Raw genomic sequence first — 20,624 nt, 5'->3', positions numbered from 1 at the left:
TGGCTCTAAGGCGACATAAACTGCTCGCGGCTGAGTCGTTTTGGTCGGAATCTGCCGGTAAAGCGGCATAAACTACTCACCCTTGCGCTATTTTAGTCGTGCCCGCCTATTCCTTGCTCTTCCTGTAGTGTTGTAAAATAGTTGCATATGCGCTGGCGCATTTAAGACGACGCATTTATATATGACTTGCTTGATTTAGTAATCGTGATTTAGTAATCGTGATTTGTTTTTACCGTGATTTGTTGCTTCTGTGATTGCTTCTGTGATTTGTTGTTTCTGTGATTTTGTCATCTTGCGCTAGAAGTGATGCTGATTCTTTTGTTGCGCGGCGCTAGGTTTTACGTACATTTTTTTGGAGGAGTCTTATGGTAGAGCAGAATAAAAATTTAATTATCGCGGATTCTAAAGGCGAGTCCGCTAAAGCGCTTATAGACGCTAAAACTATAAAAGAAAAGATATATAACATTCGCAATCAAAAAGTCATGCTTGATGTGGATTTAGCTGAAATATATATGGATACAGTACAAGAGCGTTCAATCAGCAAGTAAAAAATAACATAGAAAAATTTGATAACGACTTTATGTTTCAGCTAACTGCTGACGAGTTCAAAAACTTGATGTCGAAAAATTCTACATCAAGTTGGGGTGGTCGCAGAAAGCTGCCTTATGCTTTTACGGAGCAGGGTATTTATATGCTCATGACTGTGCTAAGAGGTGATCTTGCCACAATGCAGTCGAAAGCGCTTATTAGAACCTTTAAGCAGATGAAGGATTATATTGTTGAAAATAGGGATTTTATTGGCGAGAATGAATTAGCTAAGCTTGCGATTCAAACAAACCAGAATACTAAAGATATAGCGGAAATAAAATCTCAAATGGCAACGAAGGAAGATTTTAATAAAGTAATGGATAATTTTATTAATCCAGATACGTATAAACATTTTCTTCTTATGGACGGCAATAAAATAGAAGCGGATCTTGCGTATTGCAAAATATATAAGTCAGCTAAGAAAAGCATTTTATGTTGTAGATAATTATGTTGCTCTTAAAACGTTGGAACTTTTGCGGTTTGCTGGGGAAGGGGTTGAAATCGTGGTTTTTAGTGATAATGCTAGGAGCAAGGATATGCTTACGGAAAGTATGCTGAGCGATTTTGTAAGTGATTATCCTAGTGTTGATTTGAAGTTTAAGACTTCTGGCAGAAAGTATCGCGATAGGTATGTGGTTATAGATTATGGTATGGTCGATGAGGCTGTTTACGTTTGTGGTGCTTCGTCGAAAGATACTGGCGGCAAAATCTCGACTATTACGCGGATAGAGTCTTTGAATTTGCGCTTGTATCATGCGATGTTTGATGAGTTGTTAAAGAATCCTGAGTTGGGGTTTTAGCGGTTTGTGCGCGCGTAGGCGGCATAAACTACTCACCGCTGTAGAGTTTATGTCGCTTCCCGCTTCGCATCCCGACTAGCGTGTATACTTTCTCGAGTTGCGGGCTTGTAGCTCAGTGGATAGAGCGTCTGCCTCCGGAGCAGAAGGTCGTGGGTTCGAACCCCATTAAGCCCACTTTTGATTTTCTATTCTCGCAGATTTCTCTTACTTCTACTTTCAATATTTCGCACGTAGGCGACATAAACTACTCACAGCTGAGCCTTTTTGGTCGGATTTTCACACGCAAGCGGCATAAACTGCTCGCGCGTTCGCTGTCTTGGTTAGCATACATCAAATATCACTGTATCGTGATATAATATATTGATATTATTGAACGTTTAGAAAAAAGAAAGAGGTGTGAATGTGCCTGTAATTTCAAGGTTTTATGGGATTGTTATACGAATGTATTTTGCAAGTGCAGAGCATAATCCGCCGCATATTCATGCTATATATGGCAACTATGTTGCTGCTCTAGATATTCAGTTATGTAAAGTCATTGACGGGTATTTGCCCAAGCGCGCAGAGTGCATGGTGATTGAGTGGATTGCAGTTCACAAAGATGAATTGATTACTATTTGGAATACTCAAGAATTTAAGAAAATAGAACCGCTGAATTAATACGCTGGTACGCTTTAAGTTTTTAAGTTCTTTAAGCGTTTTAAGCAGATTGATCAGAAGAATTAGTGCATTAGCGCGTTTAATATGGCGGCAAAGACGGAGCGTTTAGCAATAGTGAGTTTAGTATAGTGACAAAGGAGAGGTTATGAACTTCCACAAGATTAAAGATGTAAAAGCGTGTGCAAATATGAGGCTCCTTGTGCATTTTGTAAACGGAACTTTTAAGGAATACAATGTGCTTAATCTGCTGCACAAGTTTCCAGCGTTCAAAGCATTGGAAGACGAAGAGTTGTTTAATAAAGTCGTTGTAGATACTGGCGGATACGGCATTGTTTGGAATGATGATTTAGATATTTCGTGCGACGAGTTGTGGAATAACGGCGAGCAGATTAAAACGCCATTTGACAATTTAATGTCTTTTGCAGATGCGAGCGATTTGTGGAATTTAAGCGAGTCGACTCTTAGGAAAGCTGTGTCGTATAAGAAGCTTGTTAAGGGCGTTGATGCTCAAAAGTACGGCAAGCAGTGGGTTGTTACTCGTAGTGCGATGGTTAGAGAGTATGGGAATCAGGTTGGTGCTAATTGAGATTGTGCGTCGCTCCAAATGTGGGGAGAACGCTGCTCAAGCGGCATAAACTACTCACGCGCGTGCTGTTGTGGTCGGATTTTCGCGCGTAGGCGGCATAAACTACTCGCGGCTGAGTAGTTTTGGTCGGAATCTGCTGGTAAAGCGGCATAAACTGCTCACGGCTGAGTCGTTTTGGTCGGATTTTCGCGCCCGCGCTTCGCGCCTGCACCTCGCGCGCAGGCGACCACAGTATATAGCGCCAAATCGCGCGTAGCATACCTACATGTAGTATCTTGGGTCGTAGAAGTGGTCGGTTTTAGACACGCCGAACACGCACTTTCGTCGTTTTAGCGCCGAAAATTATTCGTTATAAATGCGATTTATAGTAGATTTTTTAGCGATATTAGTAGATTGCAGGAATTTTTCCGCATGTGAGATTAAACACACGATTCATGCCCTATTTTGCTTGAAATTCTTCATGGGGGGGGGGTACAAATATTAGAAGATTTCACCTACTATACTTGCATATAGGGCGTACAGGTATGTTATACTGAACTACCTGTGGTTGGTTCTGTTAGATGGCATTTGCAGTAGTGTGCTCCAAGTTTTGGTGCACCGAGCATTGGCATTGCATGCAGGTTGGGTACGTGAAGTCTTAAAGATTAGAGTTGGAATTTGGGATATGCTGCTGCTTTTGCGGCAGTGGAGGATTAGGAAGGCGAGAAAATGTTACCAGCAAAGTTCCGTGGATTCGCATCACGCGTGGGGCGTCTTGCATCTCGCGCTTTTGCTTGGCATAAGATCAGCGAGTGTGACGGCGCGCTCAACGCTACCTCAAGCGCTACCGTATCTAGCGCAACCTCTAACTGTGCTGCTTCTAACTCTTCTGCTTCTAACTCTGTCTTTAACTTCGCCGACTCTGACTCTGACTCTAACTCTTCTGAATCTTCTTCTAACTCTACTTCTTCCAACACCGCAGTAACTTCCGTCAGCGCACGCACTTCCCGCACTGCACGCCCATCCCACACTCTTCGCCGCGCGCTTTTCGCAATGCTCGTAGCCGCCGCCACCATAGTAACCATGCTCATAGTTCCGCCGGTCAAGCAGGCTAATGCGGCAAGTGTTTGGTGGGATTACGCAGGTAACGGTTATATTGCTGCTACAACTGAAGATAGTAGAGGTAGGAAAGATGAACCGCATACTTATGATGCTTCTGATGCATTTAGAGATATGAGGATTGAAGATCCTGTTGTTGAAAAAGAAAATGGAAGAACGAAAGTAACTTATAAAATAATTTTCAACAGGAATGCTATGTTTGCTAGGCAGCTTGATTCAGGTGAGATGCAGCCTAAAGGAAATAAACCTAAAGACGGCGCTGCTTATCTTGGTAAACCTACTTTGTCAGTGTTTTTGCCTAAAGGTCTAGATAAAAGTACAATACTTGTAAAACGTTATTGGGAAGGTTCAAGCGGTAAAATTCAGATAGGTGATACTTCTGCACAACTTGTTCGCGAAGATCAAACTGATATGCGTATTGGAACTTTGAAAAAATTTGGCGGGTCGTGGACAGCTTGGACGTATACTAAAGATCCTAGTGATTCTAAGCAGTTTAAAGGTTTCAACGATAGTTGGAATGATAATCTTGGAGCTTCTAGTGGAGACAATGGTGTTGGTGGCGGCCTTCCAAATCCTTACAAATACTCTCGATTGGAGGGTAGTCCTGAAAATTGTCAATATGGCATGTGCGAAATATATAAGTGGAATAATAAAGATCTTTTTGAAACGTTATTTGCAAGTCTTGAATGGGATACTGGTGATAAGCGCTTTACGTGGATTGTAAGTGCCTACTTAGCAGATGGATACACTGAAAAAGATGTGTATACCAGGATGCCTGTTGCTGCTGGCTTTAGGAGTAGCTGGCGTAGAAATAAGTATGCGGTTTTTGGTCCATTTGATACTGATGGTGACGGCATACCTGATTATGTAGAACACTTGCATAACATGAACCCTAAAGGTGTGGATGACATTGAATATCCGCAGTATAAGGATTCTATTTTGAAGGATTATGGTAAGGATAACGTTCCACTTACTACTTATGGCCGTCCAGTAACAGTAAAGCCTATTATTAAAACAGGTAAATGGGAGGGTGACAGTTCTAAAGGTAAATTCGTGTATGATGGAGGAACTTCCTCTGCTTTACCTGACGATATTGGTATAAAATACTCACTTGTAAGCAAGTCTGATAATAGTATTCAAACAGTAAATTCTCCTAACAATATGCCTGAAGGATCTGTTTATATTAATCCTAAGTCAGGATACATAACATATAATCCGCGTAAGACTGATAAATATAAGACTTTTACTTTTGGTACAAAGATTACGTATCCTAATCCTGAATTGTACAATTGCAACAATTCTAAGACTCTTGAATACACTCACGATATGAAGGTTAAGGTTATACCTCAGTCGTGGATATACAACCCTGTTTACACTCCAGTTGATTTGACAGAAAAAACTGGTGAAAATCAGAGAGATGTTATACCGATTGTTTACACTGCTAAACCACGAAGCGTTAAGGATTCAAGCAAGAAGCATGCGGATAGTATTCAGGATGGTGATCTTCCTAAAGATGCTACTTTTGAGTTGAAGCAGTACACAAAACAGTCTGGTAGGAACGCTCTAAAGAGTGATCCTCTGCTTGATTGGTCGCGCATAGAAAATCAAGATAAAAATAATGGAAAAGTCCGTTTTTATTCAAACAAATGGAGGGAGCCTGTCGGGAAGTACCGTACTCCTGTAGTAGTTCATTATGCGGATGGTTCTAGTTCTACTGATGACGATGCAGCTAATGTTGACGCAAGAGGAGATTTTAGCAAGAGCGTAGTGTATGCTTCGGTTAATCTTAAGCGTCCAAATCCTAATGATTCTGAGCTGAAGCTGAATATTCATAAGGGTTACGGCCGTAATAATTTAGGAGATAATGGCTCTGTAACTATTGATGTTAACGATCCGCTTAAACCAAGTATTTGGATTGATTCGTGGGCTCAGTATCAAATTGGTCAAATATCGTTGAAGTCACTTTGTTGGAAGGAAACAAAGGAAGGTAATAGTGTCAAGAAGGAGAACTATACCTTTAGCGACCTGTCTAAAACGAATAACGATAATACTATTAACGGTTTGACTTTTAAGCAGACTGAAAAATGGCCTCACGCTAGTGATAAGGAACAGGAAACTTGCTTTGCTAACGGAACGTGCAGTGGCAAAAAGTTGTTTGATAAGGACGCTTTTACTATTGAACGTTCGCGTGGTGAGATTTCTGGCACGCCTAAGAAGGGCGGTAAGTACGTTTGCCGCGTGTTTGCTTTGAGAGATGGAAGCCAGGCAAAAACTGATTTTGATAAGGCTGTAGAAACAAAAAACTATAACGTCTCTTTGCCTACTAATAGCCAAAAATACGACTGGCAGTCTAAAACAGTAAACTTTGTTGTTCATTCACTGGCTCACAAATATAACCCTCAATACATAAAGGTGAATGTGAAGGTTGGTCATAAGGGAGGAGTTACCTCGGCTGCTCCAGTAAGCCAGAGTGGTTCTAATGGCGTGAAAGGTGACGATAAGAGTCAAAATGATCTTGTACCGAATGGTACAAGGTTGCCAAAAGGCACATGGTTTGAGTTAAAGAAGTATAAAGATTCTAAGACAGTTCTTTCATGGTCTAAGTTTGAGGGTAAGCAAAGTAACAAGAAATCAGGTAAGGATGAGCCTGACGATACTTCTTCTGAAGAGAAGTATGGTAAAGTTACTTTTGTGCCACCGAATGGTACCTTGGTCGGAGAGTATAGTACTCCTGTAATTGTGCACTATCCAGATGGTTCCACTTCTGAAGATCCTGACTCTGGTAACCTTGGCAAGCCTGTGTATGCACCTGTGTCTGTGACCGATCAAGATATTCAAGACGATGATTTAAAGCTTAGGGTTTATTCACAATATGGCGGAAGACAAATTGGGGACAATGATCGAACTGGTATTCGTTTCCGCCCAGGTGAAGTGTTAGGCGATGATAATGGCAACACTAAGCCAATGTTCTTTGATTCGTGGTCAAGTGCTAAGCCAGGAAAAATTTATCAGCGCATGCTTTGCTATAAGTTAGGCGCAGATAATAAGCGATCAGATTACACGATTGATGGTGTTAATGGTTTAACACTTGCTGGTCGAGAAGGCAATACTTTAGACGGTAAGTTTACTAGTAAGCCTTCTCAATGGACGAGAGCTAATAATGAGCAGAGGAATGAGTGTAAAGCCGATGGTAGCAAATGCAACCATAACCTTTACTTATATGGTGATGAGTATGATACCACAGAGCGCACTTGGGGTTGGTTGCGTGGCAAGGTAAACAATAATGGCGACTATGTGTGCACTGTGTACGCTATTAAAGACCTTGAAAATAAAGATGGTAAGCATGGTAATTTGCAAACTAAGTTTGATACAGAGCTAAAGAAGTTTGTAGAGAACCCTGGTGACAAAAAGTTTGAAGATGTTATCAGTAAGTCAGTTTTAAAGGATCAGAAGGGCAGTAAAAACAATCCTATTGATGCCACTCAAAGGCACGTTGACTGGGATTCGGTAACCTTCCCAATTCATGTGCATAGAGATGCTCACTACTACAACCCTCAATATACCACCCTTACAATGGAGGCCGGCACCAAACAAGACACTGCTTTGCCTCAAAGCAAGAAGACGGCTAATGGTGCGGATAAGTTGCAAGACGATGTGCGCGAAGGTGATCTGCCGGACGGAACTTGGTTTGAACTAAAGGGTTCTTTAAGTTACGCATTCTTTGAGGATGATCAAGACAATAAAGCTGACTCTAGTGATTCAGCTAAGAATCCTACGGGCAAGTTTGGCAAGGTTACGTTCCGACCGCACAGGTGGTTCCCTGCTGCTCCTGACAAAACGCAGGTTATAGTTCATTATCCGGACGGTTCTAAATCAACAGATTCAGATTCCGGAAACAACGGCAAGCCTATTTATGCGAGTGTGAATGTTACTCGATCGCATGATGAGACTCCTGGTAATTTGCACTTGAATGTTGGTGATAAAGAAGGCAGCGGCGATTGGTCTGATACTACAATCAGACTCACTAAGGGCGAGGAGCTAAAGACTTCTACGAAGACGACTCGTTGGCTTGATTCTTGGTCCGTGTATAAGCCTGGAAAAATCAATTTGCGCACAATCTGCTATAAGATCAATTCAGACGGCACTCAGTCTCACTACCAGTCGGGCGGTATTGCTGGCATTACGATGCAGAACCCTAAAATTTGGAATCATACTGAGGATGCACCAGCTCAGAAAGCTTGCGAGAAGGATAGGAGCAAGTGCCACCCTGATACGCAGCTGTATGATGATTACATTACAAATGGTGACTCACGCGACACAACTGAGCGTACGCGTGGATGGATTAAAGGCACAGCTAATGAGACTGGTGACTACGAGTGCGTAGTGTATGCAATTAAGGCAACTCAGTTTACTAAAGATAACTATTTGCTTAATAGCTTCGATAAAGCTGTAGCAAAACTCAACAAAGATGCAAGTAAGAATAACACTGATCCGTTGAAAGACTTCAAGTGGAAGCTTGATGGTGATAACGGCAAGAAAGACGCGGTTGAAGGCGTTGACTATGCGAAGCGCCCAATACCAATCCAAATTCACACGCAAGCTCACAACTACAATCCAGTGTACGATAAAGTGACTGTGCAAGCTGGTAAGCAAATGCAGTCTGGTTTGCCAAAGAACAAGAAGCCAACTGGCGATCATGTAAATAAGGGCTCGCTTGCGTATAAGGCGATTGCTGATGGTGAAGCGTTCCCAGATGGCACTTGGTTTGAGCTGAAGAAGGAAGCGTCATCGCCTGCAACATACGATAACGCATACGATTGGTCATTCTGGAAGAAGGGTCTGAAAGGTCAGAACGATAGTAATGCGCCTAATGATCAGACTAATCCACTCAATCACAAGGGTAAAGATAGTAGTTTAGGCTCAGGCTCTAAGTATGGCAACGTTACATTCCATCCGGACGTAACGATTTCGCCTAAAGACTACTACCAAACGCATGTGATTGTGCACTATCCGGACGGTTCAAATTCGGACGATCCTGATGCTGGAAATAACCAATTTAAGGCTTCAGCGAGTGCAACCAGTACCATGAATCCGGTGTTTGCAAAAGTGCAGGTGACTGATTTAGGCTATAGGGGTACTGATCTGCGAATGACTTTAACTAAATCTAAAGATACGGACAGTTCGCTAGATAGTAGAAGCGCTCTTACAGTTATGAAGGGCATTGGGCTTCTTAAAAACCCGTTTGTGCAAGCGTGGAGTGTAAAAGATAAAGGCAAGATTAATCTGCGTATGATGTGCACTAAGGATAGTGAGGATAAGTGGAGCCGCGGGCTTGAAGATACTCTGAACATGCACTTGGGCAATAATTACGGCGAAAACACTCCTGAATGGAATTTTGCTACCGAAGAGCAGCAGAAAAATTGTAGAGAAAACGGAATCTGCTATGCTGAGCATGTGCTTTACGGCTTGATGAATACGGATAATGCTCAGGCTGGAAGCGTAGAAAGTGCTGTTGCGCGCAGAGAAGAAGAAATCGAGGGCGATCCAAAAGAGACTGGAACGTATTCTTGCTCTGTTTTTGCGCTGAAAGATAAGGCGCTTACTGCTTTCAATCAAGTTGTGGGCAATGCTTCTTACACGTCAACTGATATGTGGAATGTAAATCTTAGTGCTACAGATAGCTCGTTAGTGAAATCTAAGGACTGGGATCGCATATCGTTCAAAGTTAACGTGGTTAACAAATTCGCGCTGCCAAAGACCGGCGGCGAGGGGATGAGCATGGCGCTGCTGGTGGTGGCGATGATTGCTATGTGCGTTATGTGCGGTGCGTTCTTCGTTGATCAGACGAAGTGGGGTCATGCGATGCTCGCTGGCGCGGCGGCTAGTGCGTCTGGTGTTGTTGCTGGAGTTGCTGGCGCGGCGGCTGGCATAATGCGCGGCTTGCGATCCACTACTCAAAACAGTAAAATTTCCGAAGTTTGGCGCGGTTTAGTCAAAAAAGTTAAGAATATTAGGCGATTTGACGAATATTGCGCGCCTGTAAAAGATTTTGTCTGCAAAGTCACCGGATGGTTGCGCGCCGCATTTAGGCGCGTCGGAAGGTGGGCTACCGAAAGGTGGCGATGCTGATGAAAAAATTTGCACGCAAACCTGCGCGCCGGCTGGTCCAAATACGCAACTGGCTTGCAAGCTTGCAGTGCGATTCGCGCTAAAACTTGTTGCGCACCAAAAGCGCCCGCGAAACGTGGCTTCACGAAAGTGGCTTCACAAAACGTGGCTTGCTAAGCGCAACACAAAATTAAAAACAATCGTATTTTCCTCAAAACCTGCCCAAAAGGGCACTAAACAAAGGAGAAGAAAGTGAATAAATTCACTAAACAATGCGTGGCCGCGGTGGCCTCGCTCGCAATGGCTGGCACGCTGTGCGTCGCCGGCGCCGTGGTGGCTGGCAGCTCCGCTTGGGCGACCCCAAGTGTTGTAGGTGGTGATGACACCACGTTAGCTAAAGGTCAAATTGGCGTAGCTGTTGATTCCGGTACTGCTAATTACAAAACAGCTCCATGGAATACTGGTGCTCCAACGTCCGGCTCCATCACCATCTACAAGTGGAAGAATGAAACCGATAAGACTGGCAATCAGAAGAAGGCAACTCCTGTTGCCGGCGCTGGCTTTACCCTCAAGAAGATTAAGTCAATTGGCGGTACTGAGCTTAAATTGAACGAATACACTTCTTGGTCAACAATCACTAAGAATGTTGAGAAGCTCAACGCAGGTGCAATCAGCACCACCGATGAAACCGGTAAGGTTAAGGTCGCGTATGATGATACTTTCACACTCGGCGAAGGCAAAACAAACAAGAACGGTGTTGTGCAGTTCAAGGATCTTCCGCTCGGCTTGTACCAGGTTCAGGAAACCACTGTTCCTAGCGGTTACTCTGCTGCGGATGGCGGCAAGGCATTCTACATGACTTTGCCAGCGATCGAGAAAGTGACAACTAACAATGTCGGTGCAGTCAAGACCGAGACCAAGTACAACTACGCTCCATTCGTTGACCCTAAGAACACTGACCAGTCTGGTAGTGTGACTAAGACGCAGAACCTTACTCATACGGTTGGTGCTGGCGATACGATTGAGTACACCATCAAGGCAAAGCTTGATAAGTCAAAGGCCGCTAAAAATTCCCCAGATTTTAAGGAAGATGATTTCCAGGGTTACACCATCTTCGATCTTGCGCCAAGTGAATACTTTGATAAGTATGACAGTTCTGTAGTTGCGGAAGTTAAGGTCGGCGAGACTGACTTGAAGGCTACGCAAGACAAAACTTATTACACTGTTGGCGCTGCTGAAGATGTAGCTGCTCCTGCTGACAAGTCTGATGTTGCTCGTAAGAAGATCAAAATCGAGTTCACTGCCGATGGCCGCGCAAAGCTTGCTGAGGAAGTAAACAAAGACGCCAACGTCGGTAAGGCTGTGTATGTGACTGTTCGTTTTAAGTTCACGCTTAAAGACTCTGCAACGCTTAAGACTGACAAGGTTACAAACAAGGCTAGCGTAATTCCTTCTCACGTGCCTGGAACAAATGTTCCAGAGATTCCTGCTGATACTCCGCCAAGCACCGATTTTGCTACGTTCAAGATTAAGAAGGTTTCGTCTAAGGATCAGACTGCCTTGGGTGGCGCAAAGTTTAGGTTGTTTGCGGTTCAGGCCGACGCTACAGCTTGCACCAATGCGATTAAAGCAGGTACAACTGGCGAAGATCTTGACAAAGTCTGCAAGAATAAGTCTTCCGTTGGCTTTGGTGAGAAAACTACTGCTACTGAAACAAAGGAAAACGTTAGCACTCTTGGTGAAACCGAAGCTTACTCCGTTAAGCGCGGTACAGCATTCTACGTTGTGGAAACCGAGGCGCCAGCAGGTTACATTCGTAACCCTGATGTTCATTCTGTAACAGTTGAAGCAGCTAAGACAGAATATACTCTCCCTGTAGAGAACGTTCCTGGCCCTGGTCTTGAAGGCGGCAAGAGCTGGCTGTTCAACCTTCCAAAGACCGGTGCTGCTGGCGTGATTATTTTCGCGTTGGCTGGCGTGTGCTTGGTGTGCTTCGGCATCTTCGTGTTCATGCGTAACCGCAAGAAGGATGAAGAGCAGCAGGCTGCCTGATTCTGCGCGATTCTTAAGGAATTGCAATCCGCTGGGCGGTTGGGTTTAGGCTTTTGAGCGTGTTGCGCGGAGGAACTTTAATCGCCTGGCTATAATTAAATACTCAGCAGGCTGCGCTGTGTTCGCGCTTTGCGCGAGCATCCCTCTTCTTCGCACAGCGCAGTCTGCTGTCTTATCTTTCTTTTTTGAAAACATTGCTTTGGCTGCAAACGCTGTAAATTTCGGCTGCGCTTGTTTCTGTATCTTTGCAGTTGTGCTCTGCTAACGGTGTTTCTGAAGCTTTGCAGTAATGCTTTGCTAACGGCTTAAGTACACAAACGCGGGGAAGGGTGCGCGTGTTTGTGGACTTGCACCCAGCCTAAGTACACAAACACGGGGGATTTTCCGGCAAATGTTCCATAAATTGGCTGATGTGACTACAAACGCCAGAAAATCTCCGGCAAATGTCCCACAAACCAGCCAATCCAGCTACAAACGCCAGAGAATCTCCTGCAAATGTTCCTGAAGCTTCGCAGTTGTGCTTCTGCAAACGGCGATTACTTGTTGCTTAGTGAACTTTAACATTAATGCTCTGCAGGTGGGAGATAGGAATTGCTTGTCGAGCAAATATTCGTGTGGTAGAGATTTGAGATTTTTCGCACTGAGCGCGGCGAACGTCAGATCCGCAGGCTGCTGATTCGCCAAGCGAAGAAGAAAAATCGAAAAATCTCTGCGATAAAACGAGGTTATTAATGGTTAGCACGCAGAGTTTGGGGGATTTCTCTACGAGCACTAAAAGAGGACTGAGAAGCTACATTCTTTAAAGAAAGGCGAACACAATAAACGCCTTTAACAGCCAGAGCGCCCGAAGGACGGGACGTGCGAGGAGAGAAATCCCCCAAAACTCGCGCCACACAAACAAAATTACGTACATAAACTTAGAAACGGAGGAAGCGTGAAATTAAACAGCGCTGTTGCAAAAGTATATGCTTTCCTCAACAAAATCTCCCAAAATAAGCTTTTCAAAAATCAAACTAACCAAACTAACGCAACTTCACTGACCGCAACTAACCAAACTAACCAAACCGAATCACCCGCAACCCAACCACCCGCACCCGAATCAACCCAACCACCCCAAGCTTCCGCCTCAAAACCCCACGCTGCTCACAAGTCTAAGCAAAAATCTAAGCTTCGCCGCATTATTGAGCCTATTGCGTTTGTGCTTGCGGGATTGTTGTGTTTTGCGTATCCGGTGTGTTCTACGCTTTGGAATAATCGCGTTTCTAAGGAAATTTCTTCCGCGTACGATAAGTATAATCACGATCAGGCTGGGGATGTGCGTCGTGCTCATTTGCGTGCGGCTCGCCGCTATAATGCGCGTCATAAGGCGATTATTAGCTCCGATCCGTACGATGGTACCACGGATTACATGAATAAGCCGGAGTATAAGGAGTATGCGAAGCAGCTTGATGAGCCTATGGGCATTATGGGTATTGTGAAGATTCCGAAGATTGGTGTGAAGCTGCCGATTTACCATGGTAGTTCGCAGGAGGTTTTGGCGCATGGTGCGGGCCACTTGTATGGCACGGATTTGCCGGTGGGCGGTAAGAATCGTCACGCGGTGGTGACGGCGCATACGGGTTTGCCGGATGCCACGATGTTCGACGATTTGGTGAATTTGAAGAAGGGCGACTATTTTTACTTTGATGTGCAGGGGGAGACGCTGCGATACAAGGTGTTTCGTATTAGTGTGGTTGATCCGCACGATATTAGTTTGCTGCAGCGTGAGAAGGGGCGTGACCTTGCGACGCTGCTTACGTGTACCCCGTATGGCGTTAACTCGCATAGGTTGCTGGTGACTGGATACCGCGTGCTGCCGGATCCGGTGAAGGCGCCGGAGGATCGTGTGCAGTGGCCGCTTTGGATGACGCTGTTTGTGCTCGCTATGATTCTGACGTTTGCAGTGTTGGCGACGATGGTTGCGACTTTGTGGCGTAAGAAGCGCGATGAGATTTATGTGCGCGGACGGCATTTGCTGGCGGTGTCGCGCAGTGTGCTGAGTAAGTTGCGGCGCGGGTGATTCTCTCCAAATGTGAGATGATTTTCCCGCGTTTGGAGGGTTTTTGTGGGTGTTATGCTTCAAATGCTAGGTAACGCTCTCACGGTGTAAATTTTTTCGTCGTTTGTGTCTTCATCGGGCGGCTGAAAAATTTACGGTTTAACTTGCGAGGTGTGCCAACATTAGTTGGTAAATCAACAATATTTTTTTAAAAAATATTGCCACAATGCAAGGTTTTTGAAAAATTTTGTAAATTATATGTTAACTACAATTTTTTTTTGCATGTTATTTGTGGAAAAGTGTTTGCGAGAGAATGGCGTAATTTAGCCATTTCTCTATCCGAGATATAAATTTTTCAAATTTTATTTGCGAAATTAACAAGTTAAAAAAATTTTTTCTCTTTAAACAAGTGCTAGAGTATATGGAAAATATTTTGTTGCACTTGCAAAAATGCGCCATTTCTTGCTGTTTGCATAGGGGGGGGGGTATGCCTCTTGTGCGATATTTAGCGGAAATGATTCAAGCCAGCGTAACAAAAATATTTACACCCGCATGAAAAATTTTGACAGCCAGTATGAAAGATTTTGGCAGCTGGCATGAGTTTGTGATAGCTCGAACCGAAATTTTTCCTGTATAAAAACCACCATTTTGAAGGAGAGTATGTTTATGAAGTTCAAACGAACGTCATATCTGACTCGTTTAGCAGCATTAGGCGTAGCTGCGGTGACGCTTATGGTACCGCTTGCTGGATCAACTGCGGCTTATGCGGAAAATGTTAAAGACAATAGTGCTGAGAAAAATAATCTCACGCAAGTTGTAAACCAAAAAAATAAGAAGAATAAAACTACTAAATATCTTGATCCTAAGATTGTTGGCAGAATAGTTAATAATCCATTTAATAGGACTGGTTCTTCTAATAAGCCTGTAACTGTTATTGTTACTTTGAAGAAACAGCCAAAACTTCCTTCGAAACAATCTGAAAGTAGTAATAAAGCTGGCCAGAATCGTCTTATTGTAAAATGGTCTTCAAAATATGGCATGACAGTCCGCCGCCAATTTGGTTACCTTATGAATGGTTTTGAGGCAACGCTTCCAGCTAACAAAGTTGCGGCTTTACGTCATGAACATGAGGTAGCTTCTGTTGCGCAAGAACGTTTGTATTACCCTCTTGAAAATTATGCTCGCGGTTTGCAGGGTGTGAATGAAGAATTTAAGAAACGTGGACTTGATGGAACTGGAATGCTTGTGGCTATTATTGATACGGGCATAGATCCAAGTCACCATGATATGAAACTTGATTTCAAAGCTGAAAAAGCTCGTAAGATTAAGGAGACATTCCCGTCTAGAGGTGTAAAGTTCACTAATAAAGTTCCTGCTGGCTTCAACTATGCTGATGAAGACTACACTATTACAGATAGTGGTGCAGAGCAGCATGGCATGCACGTAGCTGGTATTGTGGCAGCTAACGGCGATGATGATAATAAGCCAGCTGATAAAAATGGTCATATCAACGGCATTGCTCCAAACGCTCAGCTTCTCGCTATGAAAGTGTTTTCGAATAAGCCAGGAGCACACGGAGCTCGTGATGCTGATATAGTTGCTGCAATCGAGGATTCTGTAAAGCTCGGTGCAGACGTTATTAACATGTCTCTTGGCTCAGATAACGGTTTCAGTGGAACTTCTAATGCTACATCTCTCGCTTTAAAGAAGGCTCGTGAAGCTGGTGTGCTTCCAGTTGTTTCTGCAGGAAACTCCGGTTTGAGTTTCTCTACATCTGGAGGAACTGATGATGCGTTAGGAAAGTGGGATGATGCAACTCTTGGTTCGCCATCTTCTTATCCTTCTGCTTTTAGCGTTGCTTCTGTAGAAAATTCTTATATTATTCAAACCGCTGGTTCATATAAAGATAAAGCTGGTAAGGCAACTGAGATTCCTTACTCTATAGCCTCAGGTAAAGCTGATGGTAAAGAACATGAGATTGTGAACATCGGTCTTGGACAAAAAAGTGACGTTGAGAATTTGAATCTTAACGGAAAGTACGCTTTAGTTGAGCGTGGCAAAATAGCATTTACTGAAAAATTCCAGAATGCTATTGATAAGGGTGCTGATGGTGTAATTGTTTATAACAAAGATGGTGATTCAGCACAGTTCCTTGGCATGGCTGGAGTTGATAAGTTCACATGCTTTGGAGCATCAATTCGTCGTGAAGATGCTTTGAAGATTGTTGCTGCACTCAAGGCTAATGCAAGTGGTACAGTTAAGGTTTCCTTCTCTGATAAGACAATGGGCATTCCAAATCCTGATAAGTTGCATCCTTCTAGCTTTACTTCTTGGGGCCCAACTCCAGAACTTGATTTTAAGCCTCATATCGCTGGCATCGGCGGTAACGTGTGGTCCACTCAGAACAACAACAAGTACACTAATATGTCTGGTACTTCTATGGCTGCTCCAAACGTTTCCGGTATTTCAGCTTTGGTGATGGAAAGCTATAAGAAGCGCTTCCCTAAGCTTTCTCCAAAAGATCGTGCTACTCGTGTTGAACAAGCCTTGATGAATACGGCTGAGATTCTCAATAATTCAAGCAATGTGCCATTCGCGCCTCGTCAAATCGGTGCTGGCTTAGCTCATGTCGATAATGCCGTTGCTACTAACGTGATTGCAACAGTTGATGGCAATTCGTATGTGGCTTTACGTCAGGTTAATGGAGATCGTAAGTTCACTGTTAAATTGCACAATTATGGAGATAAGGCTGTAACTTATGAAGTTCCTAAACAAAATGTTGTTAATGAATCTAATAATGCTGGTGAAAAAACTACTACTTCTATTAGCTCAGAAACATTAGCTTCTTCGACTGATAAAGTTACAGTAGATCCTAAGTCAGAAAAAGAAGTAGAGTTTACATTAACTCCAGACGTGACTCGCGATCATTACGTTGAAGGTTGGGCGCGTTTCGCTTCAAAAACTGACGGGGAACCAAATTTGGCTGTTCCATATCTTGGTTTTGTTGGTGATTGGGATAAGGAGCCAATTCTTGTAAAGCCTGGTGAAGAGTATCTTAACAATACAATTGATATGACTACTTCGCTTATTGCAGAAAGTTATTTTGGTGATGTGCAAGTTAATGATGAAGCTCCTGGTCATTTAGAATTTTCGCCAAATGGTGATGAGTTATTCGATAAGATACGACCATCATTAGCATTATTCCGTAATGCAAGTTTAATACAGTATTCTGTTTTGGATAATTCTGGTAAGACTGTTGCAGAAGTAGGAGAGGAACATGACGTTTCGCGTTCTAATTTCTCAGAATTATTAAGTGATCCAAGAGCATTAAATAGTTCTATTGCTTTTGATGGAACTATTTATGATAAGACATCTACTGATATTGCGCATTGGAATAAGAAACTTCCTGATGGCAAATATATTTATCGAGTAAAAGCTTGCTTGACTAAGGGTATGTGCCAGACGACTGATATGCATTTTAACCTTGATACTAAAGCTCCAACCGTTACAATTAGCGAACCTGACAACGATGGTACAATCACCATTACAGCTCATGATGAGTTAAGTGAAACGTTGAGTGATCCAGGGGTAAAAGTTAATGGTAACAGTGATTATGTCAAGGTTAATGAGAATGATTGCAGTGAAACTCATGACGCAAATGGCTATACTCGCACTTGCAAAGTTAATGTAGGTAAGAATGCTTATTACGTCAATGTCAGTTTGCATGATGGCGGTTTCAATGAAACCAATACATCCAAAGTGTTTAAGGAATTTGCTAATAAAAAGATTCTCATAAATAATAAGGTTAATCTTAATAATATTGGCATTAAGGATGTCACTACTAAAAAAGATAACGGTGTGAATAAATACAGCATCGAAATCTCTGGACGTGTTGCTGATGGCTGCAAGGATGTGAAAGCTTATGCTCAATCAGGAACTGAAGCAGAAAAAGAATTAACTGTTAAGACAGATAATTCTGAATTTAGCTTTACTGCTCCTATTAAACAAGGTGCTAACAAAATAACAGTTAAGGCAAAAGATTCTGATGGTAAAGAAGTAGTTGAAACTCTTGCAACTAATTTTGACGAAAAGGCACCAACAATTAAACTAACTAATGCAGATAGTAATGGGAATGTAACAATTGACCAAACTGGTGCAGTAGAAGTTAAAGGTGAAGTTAAGGACGATACTACTCCAAAGCAGAATCTCACGCTTACTGTCAAGTATAGTAAAGATGATGTTGTTAATGGTGAAATTCAGACTAAACAAGTGGAAGAGCCTGTAACTGTTGGTCCTGATGGCTCATTTACGGTAAAAGTTATTCCATCTGCTAATACATATTCACTTACTTTGGTTGCTAGTGATGGAGTTAACGCATCTACTCAGGATGTAGGCTTTGCTAATCGCGTTATGCCACAAAGACAAAGCCAAAAGCTTTATAATATTTCACTGAGTAATGCTAACAGCTTAGGATCATATAACTGGAATGTTCCTGATGGTACTTCGCTCGATTCATTTACCGCAAACGGCAAAGTAAGTAACAAAGCTACAGAAATACTATTTACAAAAGCTAATCGAGTTAAATATGATGGCTCGGGATATGAGGATTTTGATCCTATAGCTGCAACAATCACTAAGTCCACTAATGCAAATGCTGATTCTACATTCACGGTAACTCTGCCAATGCATCCTGGAATAAATGACTTTAGGATGATTGTCAAAGAGACGGATGATGTGGTATTAGATACTCCGGTTGCTTTCTATTTCGACAGACAGGCTCCAGAAGTAATGTTTAGTACTCCAAAGTTGTATGGCGACAGAATATTCACTAATAAAGACACTGTGAAATTCAAGGGTGTTATTAGTGATGATTTTGCTGGCTATACTCTTAAGATTAATAATCTTATTGCTTCAGACAACTTCAGTACTGATTCTAAAGGCAAAGAAACTAATGCTCAGAGCTTCGATAGAGATGTTGAAGTTAAAAATGGAGAGTTTGTGTTAATTCAAGCCATTGATCAGATGTCTAGCGCACTGTATGGTCGTGTTCCTGTTGTTGTTGATAAGAATGCTCCTTCTGTGACACTTGGAATAAAGGACAATGATCGTGTTGAAGCAAATAGTAAGATTTCTGTAACAGCTAAAGATGATCATTTGAAGTTATTGCAAGTGATGATTGATGGTAAAGAAGTAAATCATGCAAGTAATAATCTTAAAGAAACGGATATTAAGCTGAGTAAGAACAATCCTTACGATGCTACTTTTGCCGATCTGAAAGATCTGAAGAAACAGCTGAAGGTAGATGTCGATTTCAATTCACTTTCTGCCGGAAAGCACTTAATTAAAGTTGAAGCTGTTGATTATGCTGGTAACGTTGCAACGAAGAATACTTCCGCAGAATTCTTCGTTGAAAAGAAGTCAAATGATGGTCATGAGAATGATCATGGTTCCTCTTCTGTAACTGTCAATCCTCCTTCCGCTTCAATTCCAGCCCCTAGGTCTCCTGAGTCTACTGCAAAGCTAGATCAGTCGCTTAAGGGAATCCTTGTTGCTGGTGAACATATGAATGATGTTGTTCGCGCTGGTAAGAGCAATCCTGTGAAGTTGTATTTCTCTGGCATTGATCATGCTAAGGGCGATGCAAAGTCTGGCTCTAAGTCTCACAAGACTAAAGTCTCTTCAACTACGAGCAAGTTCATAAAGGAACTTCAGGAAAACAAGGTTTCTTACGCTTATGCTTACATGTATTCTTCGCCTGTGTTATTGCATGGTGAAGATGGATCTAAGTATGTGAAAGTAACTTTGGATAAGAATGGTCAACCTCAGTTTAATATTGTGATTCCAGCTGGCTACTTCGGTAAGCATACGATTGTTTTGCTTAACGATAAGGGCGAGCAGGTTGCTTGGGCTAACGTGTGGGTTATTCCTGAAAATGCTACAGCGTTCGATGAAACAGTTGCAGAGATTAACCTGAAGTATTCAGAGCTTCATTCTGGTACTGGATTTGGTAACGGACTTGGTACTAGATTCGGTAACGGATTAGGTACCGGTTCTGGATTCGGTACGTTTACTGGTATTACTTATGTTGGTACAGACGGAAATGCATCCGCTGCATCCGGCGATGCTGCTGCCAATGGCAACGCTGCTGAAAAGCAGAAGTCTGCTGAAAAGGAGAAGTCTGCCGCTAAGGCTGCCGCCAAGAAGATGACTTCTGATTTGGCGATGACTGGTAGCAGTGTGATTGGCATGGTTGTGACGTTTATGGTGCTGCTTGCAAGTGGTGTTGTAACGTTTAAAACTCGCAGCCGTCATATGCACGCAAGCAAGTAAGTAAACGCAAGTAAGTAAACAAAAATAAATAAATAAGTAAACAAAAGTAAATAACATAAACAAACAAAAGAGCACTTTTCATCTTCTAGTAAGGTGGGGTGCTCTTTTTGTATGTAATATATTTTGGGGAATAACCCATATTTTGTTGTATGCAATATATTGCGAATATTCTAACAAATCCATAAATTTAAGGCTAAAATAACATAATTTTAGATATTTTCCGTAAAATCTTTTAAATTTTAAGTGGGTGTTGCAAAATGCCTAGGGGGGGGGGGTATAGTTGCAAAAGCTATTGTTGCAATTTACAAGAGGGACTCGGCAGATTGCAATTCGTGTTACAGCCTAGTGACTGCATGAATTTGATGGC

6 protein-coding genes, 1 tRNA gene and 1 pseudogene are annotated in these 20,624 nt (G+C 42.7%); all 8 read left to right on the top strand.

Going from position 1 to position 20,624, the window contains the following annotated elements; genetic code table 11:
• Nucleotides 1-365: 365 nt before the first annotated feature.
• Nucleotides 366-1,388, top strand: a pseudogene (locus tag CGSMWGV1500E_RS0106115) (ORF6N domain-containing protein).
• 101 nt (nt 1,389-1,489) lie between these two features.
• Nucleotides 1,490-1,562: transfer RNA gene (locus CGSMWGV1500E_RS01830), tRNA-Arg, on the top strand.
• Between the two features lie 228 nt (nt 1,563-1,790).
• Nucleotides 1,791-2,045: a DUF4160 domain-containing protein gene (locus CGSMWGV1500E_RS01835; protein ID WP_032843574.1), complete on the top strand. Its 255-nt coding sequence runs from the start codon at nt 1,791-1,793 to the stop codon at nt 2,043-2,045.
• Nucleotides 2,046-2,190: 145 nt separating this feature from the next.
• Complete coding sequence (locus CGSMWGV1500E_RS01840) at nt 2,191-2,631, top strand: helix-turn-helix domain-containing protein (RefSeq protein WP_004128759.1); 441 nt, start codon at nt 2,191-2,193, stop codon at nt 2,629-2,631.
• Nucleotides 2,632-3,339: 708 nt separating this feature from the next.
• Nucleotides 3,340-9,858 (top strand): Rib/alpha-like domain-containing protein, encoded by a 6,519-nt coding sequence (locus tag CGSMWGV1500E_RS0106110; RefSeq protein WP_032843571.1) that lies wholly within the window; start codon nt 3,340-3,342, stop codon nt 9,856-9,858.
• Nucleotides 9,859-10,089: 231 nt separating this feature from the next.
• A complete protein-coding gene (locus CGSMWGV1500E_RS01845; RefSeq protein ID WP_004128756.1) occupies nt 10,090-11,889 on the top strand; it encodes a SpaH/EbpB family LPXTG-anchored major pilin in 1,800 nt (599 codons plus the stop codon).
• Nucleotides 11,890-12,823: 934 nt separating this feature from the next.
• Entirely contained in the window at nt 12,824-13,948 is a 1,125-nt protein-coding gene (locus CGSMWGV1500E_RS0106105; RefSeq protein ID WP_032843568.1) for a class C sortase, read from the top strand.
• Nucleotides 13,949-14,593: 645 nt separating this feature from the next.
• Nucleotides 14,594-20,257, top strand: a complete 5,664-nt coding sequence (locus tag CGSMWGV1500E_RS01850) for a S8 family serine peptidase (RefSeq protein WP_004128750.1) — start codon at nt 14,594-14,596, stop codon at nt 20,255-20,257.
• Nucleotides 20,258-20,624: the final 367 nt, after the last annotated feature.

The organism is Gardnerella vaginalis 1500E, from assembly GCF_000263595.1.
In the GTDB taxonomy this organism is placed as follows: domain Bacteria; phylum Actinomycetota; class Actinomycetes; order Actinomycetales; family Bifidobacteriaceae; genus Bifidobacterium; species Bifidobacterium vaginale_E.
Note: the sequence above shows the minus strand (reverse complement) of the source record. Positions and strands in the feature narration are given on the sequence as shown.